18 protein-coding genes are annotated in these 17582 nt (G+C 73.1%); 9 read left to right on the top strand and 9 right to left on the bottom strand.

Annotated elements, in window-relative coordinates:
- Positions 1-227: 227 nt before the first annotated feature.
- Positions 228-1079, top strand: coding sequence for a hypothetical protein (locus BMZ82_RS18830; RefSeq protein WP_256251987.1), 852 nt, complete (start codon positions 228-230; stop codon positions 1077-1079).
- A gap of 25 nt (positions 1080-1104) precedes the next feature.
- Here BMZ82_RS18830 and BMZ82_RS18825 read toward each other — a convergent pair whose 3' ends face one another.
- Positions 1105-1512 carry a nuclear transport factor 2 family protein gene (locus BMZ82_RS18825; protein WP_093777243.1) on the bottom strand — a complete coding sequence of 136 codons (408 nt, stop codon included), beginning with the start codon at positions 1510-1512 and terminating at the stop codon, positions 1105-1107.
- A gap of 98 nt (positions 1513-1610) precedes the next feature.
- Here BMZ82_RS18825 and BMZ82_RS18820 point away from each other — a divergent pair, with 98 nt between their 5' ends.
- Entirely contained in the window at positions 1611-2336 is a 726-nt protein-coding gene (locus BMZ82_RS18820) for a class I SAM-dependent methyltransferase (protein ID WP_093777241.1), read from the top strand.
- 5 nt (positions 2337-2341) lie between these two features.
- Here the strand turns inward: BMZ82_RS18820 and BMZ82_RS18815 are convergent, their stop codons facing one another.
- From BMZ82_RS18815 to BMZ82_RS18795, 5 genes are all read right to left on the bottom strand, one after another.
- Positions 2342-3508 carry a serine hydrolase domain-containing protein gene (locus BMZ82_RS18815; RefSeq protein WP_093777239.1) on the bottom strand — a complete coding sequence of 389 codons (1167 nt, stop codon included), beginning with the start codon at positions 3506-3508 and terminating at the stop codon, positions 2342-2344.
- 98 nt (positions 3509-3606) lie between these two features.
- A complete protein-coding gene (locus BMZ82_RS18810; RefSeq protein WP_093777237.1) occupies positions 3607-4584 on the bottom strand; it encodes an acetylxylan esterase in 978 nt (325 codons plus the stop codon).
- A 114-nt stretch (positions 4585-4698) separates the two neighbouring features.
- A complete protein-coding gene (locus BMZ82_RS18805; protein ID WP_177244553.1) occupies positions 4699-5286 on the bottom strand; it encodes an Rv1733c family protein in 588 nt (195 codons plus the stop codon).
- A gap of 137 nt (positions 5287-5423) precedes the next feature.
- Complete coding sequence (locus BMZ82_RS18800; RefSeq protein WP_093777233.1) at positions 5424-6185, bottom strand: ferredoxin reductase; 762 nt, start codon at positions 6183-6185, stop codon at positions 5424-5426.
- A complete protein-coding gene (locus tag BMZ82_RS18795; RefSeq protein WP_093777231.1) occupies positions 6178-6783 on the bottom strand; it encodes a sulfite oxidase-like oxidoreductase in 606 nt (201 codons plus the stop codon). Before BMZ82_RS18795 ends, BMZ82_RS18800 begins: the two co-directional genes overlap by 8 nt.
- Positions 6784-6986: 203 nt before the next feature.
- Here BMZ82_RS18795 and BMZ82_RS18790 point away from each other — a divergent pair, with 203 nt between their 5' ends.
- Entirely contained in the window at positions 6987-7919 is a 933-nt protein-coding gene (locus BMZ82_RS18790; RefSeq protein WP_093777229.1) for an NADP-dependent oxidoreductase, read from the top strand.
- Complete coding sequence (locus BMZ82_RS18785) at positions 7916-8683, top strand: GNAT family N-acetyltransferase (RefSeq protein ID WP_093777227.1); 768 nt, start codon at positions 7916-7918, stop codon at positions 8681-8683. The genes BMZ82_RS18790 and BMZ82_RS18785 overlap by 4 nt, the downstream gene beginning before the upstream one ends.
- 4 nt (positions 8684-8687) lie before the next feature.
- On the opposite strand, the gene BMZ82_RS18780 is transcribed toward BMZ82_RS18785, so the two are convergent.
- Entirely contained in the window at positions 8688-9089 is a 402-nt protein-coding gene (locus BMZ82_RS18780; RefSeq protein WP_093777346.1) for a MarR family winged helix-turn-helix transcriptional regulator, read from the bottom strand.
- A gap of 306 nt (positions 9090-9395) precedes the next feature.
- Between BMZ82_RS18780 and BMZ82_RS18775 the strand changes: the two genes are divergently transcribed.
- Complete coding sequence (locus BMZ82_RS18775) at positions 9396-10283, top strand: putative protein N(5)-glutamine methyltransferase (protein WP_093777225.1); 888 nt, start codon at positions 9396-9398, stop codon at positions 10281-10283.
- Here the strand turns inward: BMZ82_RS18775 and BMZ82_RS18770 are convergent.
- Both BMZ82_RS18770 and BMZ82_RS18765 read right to left on the bottom strand, forming a co-directional pair.
- The gene (locus tag BMZ82_RS18770) at positions 10276-10944 is read right to left on the bottom strand and encodes a hypothetical protein (RefSeq protein WP_143098874.1); all 669 of its coding nucleotides are present in this window, start codon (positions 10942-10944) and stop codon (positions 10276-10278) included. The genes BMZ82_RS18775 and BMZ82_RS18770 overlap by 8 nt on opposite strands.
- Positions 10945-11079: 135 nt before the next feature.
- Complete coding sequence (locus BMZ82_RS18765) at positions 11080-13146, bottom strand: SpoIIE family protein phosphatase (RefSeq protein ID WP_093777221.1); 2067 nt, start codon at positions 13144-13146, stop codon at positions 11080-11082.
- 242 nt (positions 13147-13388) lie between these two features.
- On the opposite strand from BMZ82_RS18765, the gene BMZ82_RS18760 reads away from it, so the two are divergent.
- From BMZ82_RS18760 to BMZ82_RS18745, 4 genes are all read left to right on the top strand, one after another.
- On the top strand, positions 13389-14297 hold the full coding sequence (locus BMZ82_RS18760; RefSeq protein ID WP_177244552.1) for a hypothetical protein: 909 nt from the start codon (positions 13389-13391) through the stop codon (positions 14295-14297).
- Positions 14298-14416: 119 nt separating this feature from the next.
- Positions 14417-14785 (top strand): hypothetical protein, encoded by a 369-nt coding sequence (locus BMZ82_RS18755; protein ID WP_093777217.1) that lies wholly within the window; start codon positions 14417-14419, stop codon positions 14783-14785.
- Positions 14786-14926: 141 nt separating this feature from the next.
- Positions 14927-16948: an NADPH-dependent 2,4-dienoyl-CoA reductase gene (locus tag BMZ82_RS18750; RefSeq protein WP_093777215.1), complete on the top strand. Its 2022-nt coding sequence runs from the start codon at positions 14927-14929 to the stop codon at positions 16946-16948.
- 40 nt (positions 16949-16988) lie between these two features.
- The gene (locus BMZ82_RS18745; RefSeq protein WP_093777213.1) at positions 16989-17579 is read left to right on the top strand and encodes a PadR family transcriptional regulator; all 591 of its coding nucleotides are present in this window, start codon (positions 16989-16991) and stop codon (positions 17577-17579) included.
- Positions 17580-17582: the final 3 nt, after the last annotated feature.

Raw genomic sequence — 17582 nt, 5'->3', positions numbered from 1 at the left:
TGACGCGGCGAACTGAAGAGAAATCGGAACTCGCACCGGCGCCCGGACTCGGGGCGTACACAAGTGCTACCGGCACTGTAGCACGCCGGTCGGTTCCGCGCCCCGCAGGGGTCGAGTCCGGGGACGAAAAGTCCGGGCCTCGCCGTTGTTTACGGCAGATGTCCCCAGACCATAACGATCCATGACGGCACGGGACTTGACCCCTCTTTCTGCCTTATCTTCACGTCATGTCCACGCCGTCTCAGCCTCCGGAGCAGCCGGAGCAGCCGTCCGGGGCGCCGGCCCAGCCGAGCGCGTACCCCTATCCGCATCCGCATCCGCAGCCGCATCCGCAGTCGTCTGGCCCGGTCGGGCCGCCGACCCAGCAGACCTTCTACGCCCAGCCGACCCTGGCCGGCAATCCGTACGCCCAGCACGCCCCGTACCCCGTCGTCGGCCCGCCGCCCACCGGGGGCGGCGGCGCGGGACGGGCGGTGCTGTGGGCCGTGGTCGGCGCGGTGGTGACGTCGGCCGCATGGGCCGCCGGAGTCTTCCTGATCGGCACCGGAACCGACCCCGACCTGCGCGGCTACACGGCGCCGTCGAACCTGTGCAACGCCACCGACTACTCGTCCTTCAAGGAGGAGTACCCGGCGAGCGACACCGCCCCGACCCACAACAACCTCGAGGACGACGCCCTCGACGAGGGGCTGTGCAGCCTCAGCCTGAAGAAGACCGGGTCGACCTACTCGGACGCCTACCTCTCCGTCCAACTGGACCGGCACAAGAAGACCGACCCCGGCCCGGAGTTCACCGCCACCTGGAAGAACTACGCCGACAGCCACACGGGTTACGACGTGGAGACCGTCACCGGCATCGGCGACGAGGCCTACCTCGTCAGCGACGACACCACCGCCGGCTCGTCGACCGGCTCCCTCTACGCCACGCTCGCCGTACGGGACGGCTGGGTGACCTACACGATGAGCTACAGCGCCTACTACACCTCGTACGACACGGACACCGATCCGCCGAAGCTCGACGAGGTCTCGGACTGGCTGAAGACGGACACCAGGACGACCCTGGGCGACCTCAGGGACTGAAGTACTGGCGCGGCCTGACGTCAGGTCAGGAGGCGGCGGCCGACCGGGTCTCCGCCTCCTGCGCGATGTCCGCGAACTGCGCGCCCATCGCCGCCGCGAGAGCCTGCGCACCCGACAACGGGCGGACCATGACGGTGAGTTCGTCGATGAGCCCGGCCTCGTTCAGGTGGATGAAGTCGCAGCCGGTCAGCTCCCGTCCGCCCACCCGCGCCGTGAACACCAGCGCGTGGTCGCGCCCGTCGCCCCCGCCGAGCTCCCGCTCGTACCGGAAGTCCTCGAAGACCTTCACCACCCCGCGCAGGATCGCCGCGGTGATCGCCTTGCCCGGGTACGGCTTGAACACGACCGGGCTGGTGAACACCACGTCCTCGGCCAACAGCGCCTCGACGGCGTCGAGATCGCCGGCCTCGACCGCCTCACGGAACGCGCGCATCGGATCACCTCGTGGATATATGGATCGACATGAACAGATAGTGATGGACAGTACAGTTGTCGGGTGCTGCACCCGGCGGACGCCGTAGGCTGACGCGGATGTTCAGCCCCGAAGGTCCCACTCTGCGCGAACTCGCCGTCCAGGCCCTGTCGTCCGTCGAGCACGGCTACGACCTTCTCGCGCCGAAGTTCGACCACACCCCCTTCCGCACCCCGGACTCCGTCCTGACCGCGGTCGCCACGGCGCTGAAGGAGTCCGGGCCGTACGAGGACGGACTCGACCTGTGCTGCGGCACGGGGGCCGGGGTCGACGTCCTGGCCACGGTGTGCCGGGGCCGGGTGACCGGCGTCGACTTCAGCGCGGGCATGCTCGACGAGGCGCGCGGGCGCGGCCGTCCGGCGGGGTCGCGGGTGTCGTGGGTGCGCGCGGACGCCCGCGCGCTGCCGTTCACGGCCCGCTTCGACCTCGTCGTCAGCTTCGGCGCGTTCGGGCACTTCCTGCCCCGCGAACTGCCGGGCCTGTTCGCGCAGGTGTACGGCGTGCTGCGGCCGGGCGGCCGCTTCGCGTTCCCCGTGCCGGCCCCGCCCCGGCCGTCCGCCCCGGCCTTCTGGGCGCTCCTCGGCTTCGACGCGGTGATGCGGGTGCGCAACGCCCTGTGGCGGCCGCCGTTCGTGATGTACTACCGCGCCTTCCGGCTCGGCGAGGTCCGGCGCGAGCTGGAGCGCGCCGGGTTCAGCGTCGCCCTGCGCGCCCTGCCCGAGTTCGGCACGCGGAGCGACGGCAGCCCACGGGTCCGTATGGTCGAGGCGCGCCGGCCGGACTGAGCCCGTCACAGCGCGCTGTACAGGGCGTCCACCAGCGCCTTCTTGCGCGGGTCGCCGGAGATGTGCGGCCCCATGCGGTTCATCACGTACCCCAGCGACACCCCCGCCTCCGGGTCCGCGAGGCCGAAGGAACCGCCGAAGCCGTCGTGCCCGTACGCGCGCGGGTTGGGTCCGTACGAGCCGTTCGGGCCGCTGAGCCACAGCCCGAGCCCGGCCTCCGTGTCGTGTCCGAAGGCGGCCCCCAGCACCATGTCCCGGCACCTGCCCTGCCCTTCCCGCACCCGCTCGGCCGCCTCGGCGGAGAGGATGCGATGGCCGCCGTACGTGCCCCGGCCGGCGAAGATCCCGTACAGCGCGGCGACGGCGCGCGCGGTGCCGTGGCCGTTCGCGGCCGGCAGCTCCGCGGCCCGCCACCGCGGCGAGTTGGCCTCGGTCGGGCCCACCGGCGGGTTGGTCAGGGCGGCGAGAACCGCGGGCGCCAACTGGCTGAACACCGCGGCCTGTTCGCCGGCCGAGGCGGACGGCGGAGGCACCAGCTCGGCCGCCCGGCCGGCCTCCTTCTCCGGCAGCCCGATCGTGAAGTCGATGCCCAGCGGGCCGGTCACCTCCCGCTCCAGGAAGGCCCCCGGCAGCAGCCCCGACACCCGCCGCACGACCTCCCCGACCAGGAAGCCGTAGGTGAGGGCGTGATAGCCGGACCGGGAACCCGGCTCCCACCAGGGCTCGGTGGCCGCGAGGCGCTCGGTGGTCACCTCCCAGTCGTAGAGCTGCTCCAGAGAGTGCGGCTCGCGCAGTCCGGACAGGCCCGCGCGGTGCGACAGCAGATGCCGGACGAGCACCCGCTCCTTGCCCGCCGCGGCGAACTCCGGCCAGTACACGGCCACCGGCGCGTCCAGGTCGAGCAGCCCCCGGTCGGCGAGGAGGTGCGCGCACAGCGCCGTCGGCCCCTTCGACGTGGACCAGACGTTGACCAGCGTGTCCCGCTCCCACGCGCGCGTGCGCGCCGGGTCGGCCCAGCCGCCCCACAGATCGGCCACCGGCACGCCGTCGACCGTGACGCTCACCGCCGCGCCCAGTTCGCCGCGCTCGCGGAAGTTCTCCTCGAACGCGGCGCGCACCGCGGCGAACCGCGGGTCGCAGTGGCCGTGAACCTGCGGCACGTGCTCGGACATGGGGCCTCCGTGGTCCGGGTGGACTCCGGACCGCGACGATGCGACCCGGGCACCCCGAACGTACCGACTGGTCGGACCGGAGGGAAGTCGTCGGCCGGTCAGGTGTACGAGCGCAGCCAGCGCAGTCGGGCCGCGTCCTGGTAGGGGCCGCCGCCCTCGTGGTCGTTGAACTCGTACACCTCGATCGCCTTGTCCTGGTGCGCCCACGCGTTGAAGGCGGCGAAGACGGTCGACGGCGGGCAGGTCTGGTCCTCCAGGGCCACCGAGAACAGGGCGGGCGCCGAGCCACGGGACGCGAAGTGCACGCCGTCGAAGTACGACAGCGTGCGCAGGGTGTCCCGGGCGCGCCCCCGGTGCGTCTTGAGGAACAGGCCTATCTCGCGGTACGGGTGACGGTCCGTCAGCGTCGTGGCGCGCGGGAAGTCGCACAGGAACGGCACGTCCGGGGCGATCGCCGCCAGGTCCGGCACCAGTCCGCCGACGGCCAGCGTGAGACCGCCGCCCTGACTCTCGCCGAGCGCCACGGTCCGCGACGCGTCGGTCAGCGGGTGGGAACGCGCCGCCTCGACCGCGCGCACCGCGTCCGTGATCACCCGGCGGTAGTAGTAGTTCTCGGGGGCGTCGACGCCCCGGGTCATGAACCCGGGGTAGGAGGGCGCACCGCCCACCGGGTCCGGGGTGCCGCCCCCGCCGCCCCACGCGCTGCCCTGGCCTCGGGTGTCCATGACGAAGTGCGCGCGGCCCGTCGACGCCCACAGCAGACGCTCGTGCGGCAGACCGCGCCCGCCGCCGTACCCGAGGAACTCCACGACCAGGGGCAGCGGTCCGGCGGCGCTCGCGGCGTCGGCGGGCAGCACCAGCCAGCCCTTCACCGGGTGCCCGCCGAACCCGGCGAACGTCACGTCGTGCACCCGCACCGTGGTCAGGCCCGTGTCGACCGGCTCGAAACGCGCGTTGAGGTCGTGCTCGCGGGCTTCCTGGAGGGTCCTGGACCAGAACGCGTCGAAGTCCTCGGGCTCGGTGGACGCGCTGCGGTACTCGCGGAGCTCTTCGAGAGACAGGTCGAACACAGCCATGAAGGACCGCCTTGTGGTGAGCGCCCATGCGGATGATCACACCGTACGGTCGCGGTCCGCCCCTCGCCAGCCTCTGGTCAGCAGCTTTGCGAAGCGTCAGAGGCTAGAGGCGGTTCAGGCGGGCCTGCGCCGGGTCCACTGCGGCTCCGTGCGGGTCCATTCCCGCTCCCACTCGTCCAGCCGGTGCCGCATCGCCACCCGGCGGACGACGACATGCCCGAGAAGCACCACGGCGGCCGTACCGCCCGCCGCGCAGGTGGCCATGGTGAGGGTGTGCTGCCACACCAGGGTGCCGCTGGTCGGCGGCGCGACGCTCCGGCCGTGCGTGTCGAGCCACACGTCGACCGTGTCGCCCCGGCGCGCGCTCTCCGGAACCCGCGCGGTGACCGTGCGCGCCTTCTCACCGGACGGCGTCCAGCGCACCGTCACACGGTAGGTCCGCTCCCGGGCGCCGTCCGCCGAGGGCAGGGTCTCGGGCACCTGGCCGACGACCTCGGCGCGCACCCGGTGCCGTTCGGCGCGCTGCTGGGTCGCGACCGCCTGCGCGTCATCATGGGCCCACCGACCGGCCAGCACCCCGGCCAACGGCACGGCGACCAGCAGCAGCACGGCGACGACCAGCGCCGTCCATGCCTCCACGACGTCCGACCGGCGCCGCAGCGGATTGCTCCGCCGCTGCCAGTCGTGCACCCGGATTCGCATGTCGACCTCCTCGCCGTCACGCGTACGAGTGCCCACATGAGTGGCGTACCCCGTTTGGAGTACATCGTTTCACGCATCGCCCACGACGGCCCTCTGGGAGACGGGCGGAGGGACGGGAGAGGCGGGCGAGGCGGGGGTCAGCCGAAGCGTTCGATGCGGATCCGGTCCACCGGCTGCCCGGCCTCGACCAGCAGCCGCGACGCGTGCTCGGCGAACGCGTTGGAGCCGCACACATACGCCTCCCAGCCGCCCGCCGGCCGCCCGGCGTCGGCGAGCAGCGGAGCCACGTGCGCGGCGGACAGCCGGCCCACGGGCGTGCCCGCCGGCGCGCTCCGGGTGAACACGGGCGTCGTCTCCGCGCCGTACTCGCGCGCGTAGATCAGCTCCTTTGGGGTGCGCGCGGACACCAGCAGCCGCAGCGGTACGTCGAGGCCGCGGGCCCGGTGGTGGCGGACCATCGACATCAGCGGGACGACCCCGGAGCCGGCGCCGATCAGCAGCGCGGGCCGGTCGCCGGGCCAGGCGAAGAAGCCGCTGAGCGGGCCGCGCACCTCGACCTCGTCGCCCGGCGCGGCGACCGTGTGGAACCAGCCCGAGACCTCACCGCCGGCCACGTGGTCAAGGGTCAGTTCGAGGTGACCGTCGTCCTCGGGCGCGGAGGCGATCGAGTAGTGCCGCTGGGCGGTGTAGCCGTCGGCGGCGGCCAGCCGCAGCATCAGGTGCTGGCCGGGCAGGTGGCCCGCCCAGGCCGGCACCGCGAAACGGAAGGTGGCCGCGTGCGGGGTCTCGCGCCGGATCTCGGTGAGCGTGGCCGTCTGCCACACGGCGGCGGCCCGGTTGCTCACGGCGATCCGGCCCGGCACGGCGAACCGGGTGACGGGCGCGAACGTCTCAGTCACCGGCGTACCTCTGCTCCTGCCAGGGGTTGCCCCGGGCGTGGTAGCCGTTCTGCTCCCAGAAACCCGGCTCGTCATGGTCGAGGAGGCGCAGGCCCGCGATCCACTTGGCGCTCTTCCAGAAGTACAGGTGGGGCACCAACAGCCGTGCCGGGCCGCCGTGTTCGGCCGCGAGGGGCTTCCCGTCGTACTCCCAGGCGATCCAGGCGCGCCCGCCGGTGAGGTCGGACAGGGGCAGGTTCGTGGTGTACCCGGTGTGCGAGTAGGCGACGGCGTGGGTGGCCGACGCGGCGGGCCGGACGGCCGCCAGGAACGCGTCCAGGGACACGCCCCCGAACCGCACGCCGAACTTCGACCAGCTCGTCACGCAGTGGATGTCGCCCTCGTACGCGGACTCCGGCAGCGCGTGCGCCTCGTCCCAGTCCCAGGTGCGGGGCGCGGCCACCAGACCGTCGACGCGGAAGGTCCAGTCGGCGGGTGTGAGGTCGGGGGTGACCTCGGCGGACAGCACGGGCCAGTCGTCGCCCGCGTCGTACTGGCCGGGGGGCAGCCCCGGATCGAGGACGCGCGGGCGTCCGGTGAAGCCTCGGGTGACGTTCATGGGGTTCCAGCGTGAGGACGGCGTTTGGGTACGCCGTCCACCGTACGTGCAAGTCAGCGGTGCTCCGCACCGGGTCCGCCCACCGATCATGAAGCCCGTGTGAACACTCCCGGGGGCGAGGAATACCCACCCGGTGCCCCGCCCTTGAACGTGGTGTCGTTGCCCATGCAGCGGTCCGGCGCCAGTGAAGGAGAGTGGGAGCAATGCCGAAGGCGTACGTCTTCACCCGGTACGGCGGCCCGGAGACCGAGGCGCTCGTCGAGCTGGACCGGCCCCGGCCCGGCCCCGGCGAGGTGCTCGTCGCGGTGCGCGCGGCGGGCGTGAACCCGGTGGACTGGAAGCAGCGCACGGGCTTCCGACGCCCCGGCGAGAGCGGCGAGCGCGCGTTCCCCGTGGTCCTGGGCAACGAGGCGGCCGGCGTCGTCGAGGAGACCGGCGAGGGCGTCACCGGCTTCGCGCCCGGCGACGAGGTGTTCGGCAACACGGTCGCGGGCGGCTACGCCGAGTACGCGCTGCTGGCCGCCGGCATCACCGCGCACAAGCCCGCCGAACTGTCCTTCACCGACGCCGCGACCCTCCCGGTCGCCGCCGCGACGGCCTACGACGGAGTCCACCAGCTCGGCCTGCCCGCCGGGGCGACCCTGCTGGTCACCGGCGCGGGCGGCGGAGTCGGCGTCGCCGCCGCGCAGATCGCCCGCGCCCTCGGACTGCGGGTGCTCGGCGTCGCGAGCGACGGCAAGAAGGACCTCCTGGAGTCGCTGGGCGCGGTGCACGTCCCGTCCGGCGACGGGTGGGCGGACGCCGTACGGCTGACCGCCCCGGACGGCGTCGACGGCGTCTACGACCTCGTCGGCGGCGAGGTGCTGCACGCGGCGGCGGGCCTGGTGCGCGACCGCGCCCGGCTGATCACCGCCGGAGCCTCGCCGGAGGACGTCGAGCGACTGGGCGGCGCCCGCGTGGGCCGCGCCCGCGACGCGGCCGTCCTGCGGGCGGTGGCGGACCTCGTCGTCCGCGGCGACCTGAACCCGCACGTCACCCTCACCTTCCCCCTGGAGCGGGCGGCCGAGGCCCTGCACGAGGTAGAGACCGGCCACGCCCGGGGCAAGGTCGTCCTCGAGATCGGATCCCCGGCATGACCGAGCCCGCGCACGCCCCAGCTCACGCCCCTGGCCAGGGCGGCGGCGAGGCCCGGCACGTGCTGGACAATCCCGCCCTCGCGGCGCTCACCGGTCCGCACGCGCGCTTCGCCGAGCGCCGGGGGCGCATCCTGCGCTACCCCGTCGACGTGACGCCCTGGCTGGCGTTGCCGGACGATCCGGACGCCGGTGACTGGGCGGACCTCGCGGCGCTCGCCGGTCCCGGCGCGGAGGTGCCGCTGCTCGGCTTCCGGGGTGCGGTGCCGGCCGGCTGGGAGATCACCTTCCAGTTCGAGGGCGTGCAACTCGTCGGCGACGCGGTGGCCGCCGCGCCCGACCCGGAGGCGACCTTGCTCGGGCCCGCCGACGTACCCGAGATCCTCGACCTCGTCGCCCGCACCAGGCCGGGCCCCTTCGAAGCCCGCACCATCGAACTCGGCACCTACCTGGGCCTACGCCGGGACGGCGCGCTGATCGCCGTCGCCGGTGAGCGGCTGCGTCCGCCGGGCTGGACCGAGATCAGCGCCGTCTGCACCGACCCCGCCTTCCGCGGCCAGGGGCTGGCGAGCCGCCTGATCCTCGCCGTCGCCCACGGCATCCGCGAACGCGGCGAGACCCCCTTCCTGCACACCGGCGCCGACAACACGAACGCCATCCGCCTCTACGAGTCCCTGGGCTTCCGGCTGCGCCGCACCACCCGGTTCCTGGCGGCACGGGTGCCCGAGCGGCTGGGGGAGGGACGGGAAGCCGTACCGGTGGGGTAGGGAGTCAGTCGTTCTCCGAGGCGGGGCCGGGCCAGGCGTTGTAGCGCACCAGGTACTCCGCGAACCGTGCCAGATCCCCCGGCGGCCACTGCGCCAGCCGTTCCCGGAAGGCCGTACGGCGGCGCTCGGTGACCTGGGCGAGGATGTCGCGGCCGGTGCCGGTGAGGTGGAGGACCTGGACGCGATGGTCCTCGGGGTCCTGGCGCCGTTCGATCAGCGCGGCGCGCTCCAGGGCCGCGACCTGGCGGCTCACCGTGGACTTGTCCAGGGCGTAGTGCGCGGCGAGGTCGGTCGCCCGGCAGCCGCCGCTCTCCTCCAGATGCCCGAGGAGCGTGTACGACACCAACGACAGCTCGGGGTGCAGCCGGCCCGCCGACGCACGGGCGCGCCGGGCGAAGACCGTCATCTCCCGCTGGATCGTCTCCACGGCCTCGGCCGCCTCGGCTGCTCCGGGTGCTTCCACGGGGACTCCCTCACTCGCACTCGTCACGTGCGCCCGCTCACGCGCACTCGTCTAGTTGCGTAGTACAACTGTAGGCGTTGGGGTAGGGTGGCCGTCCGGCTGCGGAGGCTCCCAGTCGTGCGAGGCCGAGGAGGTGGGACCCATTACCGCAGTGTCAGGTCGGGTGCTCTCACCTCGTGCCGGCGTGGACCGCCGCCCGTAGGCGACCAGCGAGAGCGCCCTTCGGCTTCCGAAAGGCACCTCGGCTCCATGCCCTCTCCTCTTTCCCCGCCCTCGCCCCACTCCGCCCGACCCCCTCGTTCCGCTGCCCCGCGTTCGGCTGCCTCCGGTGACGACCTCGTCGCCGTGCTGCGGGCCGCCGGGTGCGTCTTCGCCGAGGACGAGGCGGAGTTGATCCGCACGGCGGCCCGGACCCCGGACGAGGCCGCCGCCATGGCGGAGCGCCGCGCCGCCGGCCTGCCCCTCGAACACGTCGTCGGCTGGGCCGAGTTCCACGGTCTGCGCATCACCGTCGAGCCGGGCGTCTTCGTGCCCCGCCGCCGCACCGAGTTCCTCGTCGACCAGGCCCTCGCCGCCGCGCCGCACGCCTCCGTCGTCGTCGACCTGTGCTGCGGCTCGGGCGCGGTCGGCGCGGCCCTCGCCGCCTCCCTCGGCCAAGTCGAGCTGCACGCCGCCGACATAGACCCGGCGGCGATGAGCTGCGCCCGGCGCAACATCGCCGAGTACGGCGGACTCGCCTACCAGGGCGACCTGTTCGAAGCGCTGCCCGCCCAACTCCGCGGCCGGGTAGGCATCTTGGCCGCCAACGTGCCGTACGTCCCCACCGGCGAGGTCCCCCTGCTGCCGGCCGAGGCCCGCGAGCACGAGCCGCTCACCGCCCTCGACGGCGGCGGGGACGGACTGGACGTACTGCGCCGCGTCGTCGCCGAGGCGCCGCGCTGGCTCGCCCCCGGCGGCTGCCTCCTCGTCGAGACCAGCGAGCGACAGGCCCCGGCCGCCGTCGAGGCGTTCACCCGCAGCGGCCTGGCGGTGCGGCTGGCGCGGGACGACGAGCTGTACGCCCACGTGGTCGTCGGAACCAGAGTCACCGGGGACGCCGGGGACGCCGGGGACACCGGGGCTGCCGGGGTCAGCTAGCGGTGCCGTTGTCCGTGGGGTCGGCGGAGCGGTCGTCCCCGCGGTCCCATGGGCCGTGCCCCGGGAAGCCGTCGTGCCGGTCGCCCGGGTCATGGTCGCCGAAGGTGCCGGACACGACGCGCTCGGCCGTGTTCGTGTCGCCGGAGCGGGACCCGGCGACGAACACCGTCTCGCCCTTCTTCAGGGCGCCGGGCCCGGAGCCGGAGGTGCCGTCGGAGAACACGGACGTGCCCGAACCCACCGTCCACGTCCAGGAGACGCCGTCCTCGCTCTTGACGGTGACATGGTCGTCGTTCACCTTCTCCACCGTGCCCCGCTGCCACACGCGGACGACCCAGTCACCGGTGTCGCGATCCTTGACGGTCGCCTCACCGTGCACCGCGTCACCGCCGAGACCGGACCACGGGCCGCCACGGTCGTGCCGTCCGCCCGGCCCGTCGCTGGCGGACGCGGACGGCGACGCGGACGGCGAGCCGCCGTCGGAGCCGTTCGCCGCCGCGTACGCGACGGTGCCGCCGAGCGCCAGGACGGCGACGGCCGTGGCCGCGATCACGGCCCGGCCACGGGCCGACCGACGCCGCCACCGTCCACCCGGACCGGCACGCTCCCGTTCCTCGTCGTGCGCCCCTGCCGCCCCTGCTGGCTTTTCCGGCTCCTGCATCACGGGCTCACCCTCCTCGGCCACGACGGTGGCACCACTGCCACACCTCCCTGTGATTGTCCGAGATGTCCGGTAAAGGGTGGGTAACGGCAGCCTGTGAATCGGGGTGGGCGGCGTCGTCTGCGCGCTGGTGCGCTACGTGGTGGCCCGCGCCCGTGCCACCAGCAGGGCCACGTCGTCGTGGTTGTCGGAGTGGTGGAGTGCACTCAGCAGTCGGTCGCACAGCTCCTCCAGGGGGCGCGAGGGGTCGTCGAGGAGCGCCAGCAGCGCGTCCAGACGCTCGTCCAGGGAGTCCGTGCGGGTCTCGACCAGCCCGTCCGTGTACAGCACGAGCTGGTCGCCGGGCGCGAAGTCGACGTCCGTCGTGGCGAACGCCACCCCGCCGACGCCCAGCGGCACCCCGGTCGGCAGATCGAGCAGCTCCGGCGGGTGGCCGGGGCGGACGCGGGCCGGTGGCAGGTGCCCGGCGTTGGCGATCCGGCACCGCCCCAGCCGGGGGTCGTGGACGACGTACACGCAGGTGGCGATGGAGTGGTCCAGGCCCTGGGTGATCCGGTCGAGGTGCTCCAGCAGGACCGCCGGGTCCAGCTCGAGGGAGGCCAGGGTGGTCGTCGCGGTGCGCAGCCGGCCCATCGTGGCGGCGGCGTCGATACCGCTGCCCATCACGTCGCCGACGACGAGCGCCGTCTTGCCGTCCTCCAGCGGGATGACGTCGAACCAGTCGCCGCCCACCTCGGTGGTGGCGCCCGCCGGCTGATAGCGGGAGGCGACCTCCAGACCGCCGGTGACGGGCGGATGACTGGGCAGCATGCTGCGCTGGAGGGTGAGCGCGGTGGTGCGGGCGTTCTGGTACCAGCGGGCGTTGTCGATCTGCACGGCGGCGCGCGCCGCCAGCTCACGGGCGAGCAGCAGGTCGTCCTGGCTGAAGGGCAGCGGATGGTGGATCCGCTTCAGGTCGAGGGCGCCGAGCACCTCGCCGCGCGCGATGAGCGGCACGGCCAGATAGGAGTGCACGCCCGCCCGGGCCAGCAGCTCGGCCGACTCGGGTGAGCGGGCGATGCGCGCGAGATCCTCGGCCTTGACCTCCGCGACCATGATCGGCCGGCCGGTGCGCACGCACTCCGTGATGAGCCGCTGCGACCCGTAGCGGGCGACCTGGCCGGGCGGGTCGGACGCCTGGAGGGCCTCGGGCGCGTTGTACACCCGCACCGCCAGGGCGCGGATCACGGCGCCCTCGGCGGGCCCGAGGCTGGTGCGGTGGCCCGCGACCACCGCGTCGAGCAGATCCACCGCGGCCACGTCCGCCAGCACCGGCACCGCCACGTCGGCCAGTTCACGGGCGGTGCGTTCCAGGTCCAGGGTGGTGCCGATGCGGGCCGAGGCGTCCGCGATCAGCGCCAGCCGGCGGCGCGCCGCCTCGGTCTCGACGGCCGCCCGGTGCCGGTCGGTGACGTCGACCATCGAGATGGCCACGCCCAGCACGGTGCCCCGGGCGTCCTCCAGGCGGTACAGGGAGATCGACCAGGTGTGGTCCTCGTCCGGGTCGGCGGGGGTGCGGCCGACGGTGAACCGGTCCACGAGCGGCTCCCCGGTCCGCAGCACCTCGCGCGCCTCGGACTCCAGGACGTCCGCGTCCAGCTTGGGCAGCACCTCGCGGACCGTCCGCCCCAGGTGGTCCCCGGCCGGGACGCCGTTGATGCGCGCCAGCGCGGGGTTGACCGAGACGTACCGCAGGTCGGTGTCCAGGACGGCCAGACCGTTCGGGGACTGCGCGACCATCCGGGTGGACAGGGCCATGTCCCGCTCCAGCCCGCGCACCGTCGTCTGGTCGGTGGCGAGGCCGAGGGCGTACACGTTTCCGCGGTCGTCCGTGAGCCGCATGTTGCGGAACTCGACCAACCGGGTGGTGCCGTCCTTGCGCCGGATGGGGAACGCGCCGGCCCAGCTCCGGCCGGTGGCCATGACGTCCGCGAAGAGTTTCACGACCAGGTCGACATGCTGCTCGTGGACCATCACCCGGGCCGCGAACCGCCCCAGCGCCTCCTTGGCCGAGTAGCCGAACAACTCCTCGGCCTGGGGACTCCACAGCGCGATATGGCCCTCGGTGTCCAGCACCACCGAGGCCACGTTCAGCACGTCCAGCAGTCCGCTGGGGCCCGTCGGGCCACCACCGTCTTCCGCGGACGATCCGGGTGCGCTCATGCCACGTACCGCCTCCGCACGTCGATGCGGCACGCCGTCCCCTGTGCCGACTCCCCCTGTTCTACCGCGCTCAACCCTTTTCTCCCACGCCTCGGGGGCCCTTCCCCATCGTCCTCCAGTACGGCTTCGTGCGCCGTTCTCCTCAGGGTCCGCACCTGTCCACCGATTGGTCTGTACATGACTACGTCACCGGGCCAGACTGTCCGCCGAGCTCGCCCCCACCCCCCTCGACGAGGAGTCCCATGCCCCCGCGCCCTGCCCGCAGCAGCAGCCGTCGCAGCCGTAGCCGTAGCGGTAGTCCCTTGCGCTCCGCCCTCCTCGCGCTGGCCCTCGCGTCGGCCGCCGCCCTTTCCGCCGCGCCGCCCGCCGCTGCCGCCGACACCTGGACCGAGGTCGGCTCCGACCGCGCCGAGCCGCTGACCGAGAGCCAGGGCATGACCTCGGTCGAGGTCCCGGCCGGCAGCGGCAACCGCTACACCGGCATCGGCACCATCCCGCTCTCCGTGTCCACCCGGGGCTGGAACCACGTCGGCGACCCGGACGCCTCCTACGACGGCTACTACGTCGAGCCGTACCAGAGCGACTCGGGCACCTCGAAGATGTACCGCGTGCAGGCGCCGGGCGGGGGCTGGTCGGAGTACGTGCACGCGCTCGGCCCGGGCGAGGCCCTCAACAACTCGTGGGTGGCCATCACGCCGGACAGCCGGTGGATGCTGTCGGGCGAGTGGGGCACCATGACCCGCTTCCTCGTCTTCCCCACCCCCGGCGCCAACCCGAGCACCTCGCCCTCGGCGAACCTGCCGCAGGTGTCGACCGTCCGCCTCGACCACGCCGTACGCGACGTCCAGGGCTGCGACTTCACCGGCCCGACCACGCTGCTCTGCTCCTCCGACGACCCGGCCGGAACCCTCTTCGGCATCACCAAGCCCCTCCTGCAGATCGACCTGTCCGCCGCGCCGAACGGCACGGGCGACGTCACCGGCCATGTCACGGCCCTGCGCCAGGTGCCGCTGCGCAGCTCCTGCTCGGGCACCTTCGAGACCGAGGGCATCGACTACGACCGCCGCAACGGCACCCTGCGCGTGATCGTCGTCTCGCCCGGCTTCTGCGTGCTGACCGACAGCAAGACGTACCGCTTCACGCGGAGCTGAGTCCGGGGCCGGCGGCTTCCGCCGCTGGTTCCGTGCGGAAAGTGGTGCTTTTCTGGGGATGTGGCGCGGTTCGCGGGAACCCGTACGGCCGCGCCACCGCCACGAGAGGAGCGATCACGATGGACCGCGAGCGACCGCACGAGGAGTCCGTCTCCGTCGAGATCAGCGGATGCAGCAAGGAGGACGCCCGCATCGTGTTCGACACGCTGGGCGAGTGCTTCGCGTCGGACCGCGGCGCCGACGAAGCGCCGCAGCAACTGCACGAGACCCGCCCGATGGTGTGGCTCGGCACCTTCGAGGTCACCGAGACGCACGACTGCGCCCGCCCGGCCCGGCTCTCGTCCTCCGTCGAGGCCGACGCGCAGGGCGGCTACTGGGCGATCGAGCGCCTCCGTACGGCGCTGGACTCGGCGTTCGCGGTACGCGACCTCTCCTCCGCCTCCGGAGACCAGGAGCGGGAACTGCACGTCCTGCTCGAAAGCCGGTGATCAGGTGATCAGGTGATCAGGTGATCAGGTGAGCCGGTGACCTGCGGCACATGACCCCAGGCTCATTGTGCAACTAGTTGCATAAACCGGGTGCGGTCCTCTAGAACTGGAGGGACTACCGCCGCGCACGGAGGCCTTGCCATGAGCCGTTACCCGCACCTGCTGAGCCCGCTCGACCTGGGCTTCACCACGCTGCCCAACCGGGTCCTGATGGGCTCGATGCACGTCGGCCTGGAGGAGGCCGAGCGCGGCTTCGAGCGCATGGCCGCGTTCTACGCCGCCCGGGCGCGCGGGGGAGTGGGCCTCATCGTCACCGGCGGCATCGCCCCCAACGACGAGGGTCGGCCCTACGAGGGCGGCGCGAAGCTCACCACGGACGCGGAGGCCGAGCAGCACCGGGCGATCACCGACGCCGTGCACCGCGAGGGCGGCCGGATCGCGATGCAGATCCTGCACTTCGGCCGCTACGCCTACCACCGCGACCTGGTCGCCCCGAGCCCGCTCCAGGCCCCCATCAGCCCCTTCGCGCCCCGCGAGATGACCGACGCCGACGTCGAGCGCACGATCGACGACTACGCGCGCACCGCCCGCCTCGCCCGGCAGGCCGGTTACGACGGCGTCGAGATCATGGGCTCCGAGGGCTATCTCGTCAACGAGTTCATCGCCGCGCAGACCAACCACCGCACCGACCGCTGGGGCGGCTCGTACGAGAACCGGATGCGGTTCCCCGTCGAGATCGTGCGGCGGGTGCGCGAGGCGGTCGGCGAGGACTTCATCGTCGTCTACCGGCTGTCCATGCTGGACCTGGTGCCCGGCGGTTCGACGCTCGACGAGGTCGTCACCCTCGCCAAGGCCGTCGAGACGGCCGGCGCGACCATCATCAACACCGGCATCGGCTGGCACGAGGCCCGCATCCCCACCATCGCCACCTCCGTGCCGCGCGGCGCGTACACCTGGGTGACGAAGAAGCTGATGGGCGAGGTGTCGGTCCCCCTCGTGACCACCAACCGCATCAACACCCCCGAACTGGCGGAGGAGTTGCTCGCCGACGGCTGCGCGGACATGGTGTCGATGGCCCGCCCGATGCTGGCCGACCCCGAGTTCGTGGCGAAGGCCGCGGCCGGCACGCCCGAGGCCATCAACACCTGCATCGGCTGCAACCAGGCCTGTCTGGACCACACGTTCAGCGGGAAGATCACGTCCTGCCTGGTCAACCCGCGCGCCTGCCACGAGACCGAACTCGTCCTGTCCGCAACGCGGTTGAGCAAGCGCGTCGCGGTGGTGGGCGCGGGTCCGGCAGGCCTCGCCTGCGCGGTGAGCGCCGCCGAACGCGGCCACCAGGTCACGCTGTTCGACGCCGCGAGCGAGATCGGCGGACAGCTCAACGTCGCCCGAAAGGTGCCGGGCAAGCAGGAGTTCGACGAGACACTGCGCTACTTCCGCCACCAGCTCGCCGCGCACGGCGTGGACGTACGTCTCAACACCCCCGTGACCGCAGGGGACTTGACGGACGCGCAGTACGACGAGGTCGTCGTCGCCACCGGCGTCAGCCCCCGCACCCCCGACATCCCCGGCGTCGACCACCCGAGCGTCGTCGGCTACCTCGACGTCCTGCGCGACGGCGCGCCCGTCGGCGACCGGGTCGCGATCCTCGGCGCGGGCGGCATCGGCTTCGACGTCGCCGAGTTCCTCACCGACGGCGGCGACAAGGCGAGCGAGGACCCGGCGACCTACTTCCGCCAGTGGGGCGTCGACACGGACTACCGGGCCCCCGGCGGCCTCACCGCCCCCGAGCGCCCCGCCCCGCCCCGCACGGTCCACCTCCTCCAGCGCAAGACCGGCAAGGTCGGCGCGGGCCTCGGCAAGACCACCGGCTGGATCCACCGCACGGAACTCAAACACCGGGGCGTCACGATGGTCCCGGGCGTGCGCTACGACCGGATCGACGACGCCGGACTGCACGTCACCGTCGGCGAGCAGAGCACGGTCCTGGAGGTCGACACCATCGTGCTGTGCACCGGCCAGGACCCGCGCCGTGACCTGTACGAGGCGCTGATCGCCGCCGGCACGGCCGCGCACCTCATCGGCGGTGCCGACCTGGCCGCCGAGCTGGACGCCAAGCGCGCCATCCAGCAGGGCACGGAACTGGCGGCGGCGCTGTAGGCACCCGGGCCGCGCCGGCGCCGTCCCTAGGATTGACCGCATGTCACTCCCGCACGCGATCCTCACCGCCTTGCTCGAGAGGCCCTCGTCGGGGCTGGATCTGACCCGCCGGTTCGACAGGTCGATCGGCTACTTCTGGTCGGCGACGCACCAGCAGATCTACCGCGAGCTGGGAAGACTGGAGGCCGACGGCCACATCCGGGCGCTGCCCGCCGAGCAGCCGGCCCGCGGCCAGAAGAAGGCCTACGAGGTCCTGCCCGCGGGCCGCGCCGAACTCGCCCGGTGGACGGCGGCCGGCCAGGACCCCAAGCCGCACCGCGACGCCCTGCTGCTGCGGCTGCGCGCCGCGGCCGTCGTCGGCACCGCCGGTCTGGAAGCCGATCTGCGTCGCCATCTCGACCTGCACCGACGGCAGTTGACCGAGTACGAGGAGATCGAGAAGCGCGACTTCCCGCCCGGCGACACCCGCGCGCAGACCAGGCTGCGACACCTGGTCCTGCGCGCGGGCATCGAACTGGAGACCTTCTGGACCCAGTGGCTCACCGAGGCCCTGGAAGAGCTGCCCGCGGCGGCCGACCCGGCCGACCCCGGCTCCCAGCAGGGCGGGTCCCGGGAGGGCGGGTCCCGGTAGGGG

Source organism: Streptomyces sp. yr375, assembly GCF_900110755.1.
Classification (GTDB): Bacteria; Actinomycetota; Actinomycetes; order Streptomycetales; family Streptomycetaceae; genus Streptomyces.
Note: the sequence above shows the minus strand (reverse complement) of the source record. Positions and strands in the feature narration are given on the sequence as shown.

What these genes read in the sequence shown, in the direction of transcription:
- BMZ82_RS18780 (WP_093777346.1), bottom strand. Translation starts at nt 9,089, where the DNA reads ATGACGGTCTTCGCCCGGCGCGCCCGTGCGTCGGCGGGCCGGCTGCAC.
- BMZ82_RS18775 (WP_093777225.1), top strand. Translation starts at nt 9,396, where the DNA reads ATGCCCTCTCCTCTTTCCCCGCCCTCGCCCCACTCCGCCCGACCCCCT.
- BMZ82_RS18790 (WP_093777229.1), top strand. Translation starts at nt 6,987, where the DNA reads ATGCCGAAGGCGTACGTCTTCACCCGGTACGGCGGCCCGGAGACCGAG.
- BMZ82_RS18745 (WP_093777213.1), top strand. Translation starts at nt 16,989, where the DNA reads ATGTCACTCCCGCACGCGATCCTCACCGCCTTGCTCGAGAGGCCCTCG.
- BMZ82_RS18810 (WP_093777237.1), bottom strand. Translation starts at nt 4,584, where the DNA reads ATGGCTGTGTTCGACCTGTCTCTCGAAGAGCTCCGCGAGTACCGCAGC.
- BMZ82_RS18765 (WP_093777221.1), bottom strand. Translation starts at nt 13,146, where the DNA reads ATGAGCGCACCCGGATCGTCCGCGGAAGACGGTGGTGGCCCGACGGGC.
- BMZ82_RS18815 (WP_093777239.1), bottom strand. Translation starts at nt 3,508, where the DNA reads ATGTCCGAGCACGTGCCGCAGGTTCACGGCCACTGCGACCCGCGGTTC.
- BMZ82_RS18785 (WP_093777227.1), top strand. Translation starts at nt 7,916, where the DNA reads ATGACCGAGCCCGCGCACGCCCCAGCTCACGCCCCTGGCCAGGGCGGC.
- BMZ82_RS18760 (WP_177244552.1), top strand. Translation starts at nt 13,389, where the DNA reads ATGCCCCCGCGCCCTGCCCGCAGCAGCAGCCGTCGCAGCCGTAGCCGT.
- BMZ82_RS18825 (WP_093777243.1), bottom strand. Translation starts at nt 1,512, where the DNA reads ATGCGCGCGTTCCGTGAGGCGGTCGAGGCCGGCGATCTCGACGCCGTC.
- BMZ82_RS18820 (WP_093777241.1), top strand. Translation starts at nt 1,611, where the DNA reads ATGTTCAGCCCCGAAGGTCCCACTCTGCGCGAACTCGCCGTCCAGGCC.
- BMZ82_RS18805 (WP_177244553.1), bottom strand. Translation starts at nt 5,286, where the DNA reads ATGCGAATCCGGGTGCACGACTGGCAGCGGCGGAGCAATCCGCTGCGG.
- BMZ82_RS18755 (WP_093777217.1), top strand. Translation starts at nt 14,417, where the DNA reads ATGGACCGCGAGCGACCGCACGAGGAGTCCGTCTCCGTCGAGATCAGC.
- BMZ82_RS18795 (WP_093777231.1), bottom strand. Translation starts at nt 6,783, where the DNA reads ATGAACGTCACCCGAGGCTTCACCGGACGCCCGCGCGTCCTCGATCCG.
- BMZ82_RS18830 (WP_256251987.1), top strand. Translation starts at nt 228, where the DNA reads ATGTCCACGCCGTCTCAGCCTCCGGAGCAGCCGGAGCAGCCGTCCGGG.
- BMZ82_RS18770 (WP_143098874.1), bottom strand. Translation starts at nt 10,944, where the DNA reads ATGCAGGAGCCGGAAAAGCCAGCAGGGGCGGCAGGGGCGCACGACGAG.
- BMZ82_RS18750 (WP_093777215.1), top strand. Translation starts at nt 14,927, where the DNA reads ATGAGCCGTTACCCGCACCTGCTGAGCCCGCTCGACCTGGGCTTCACC.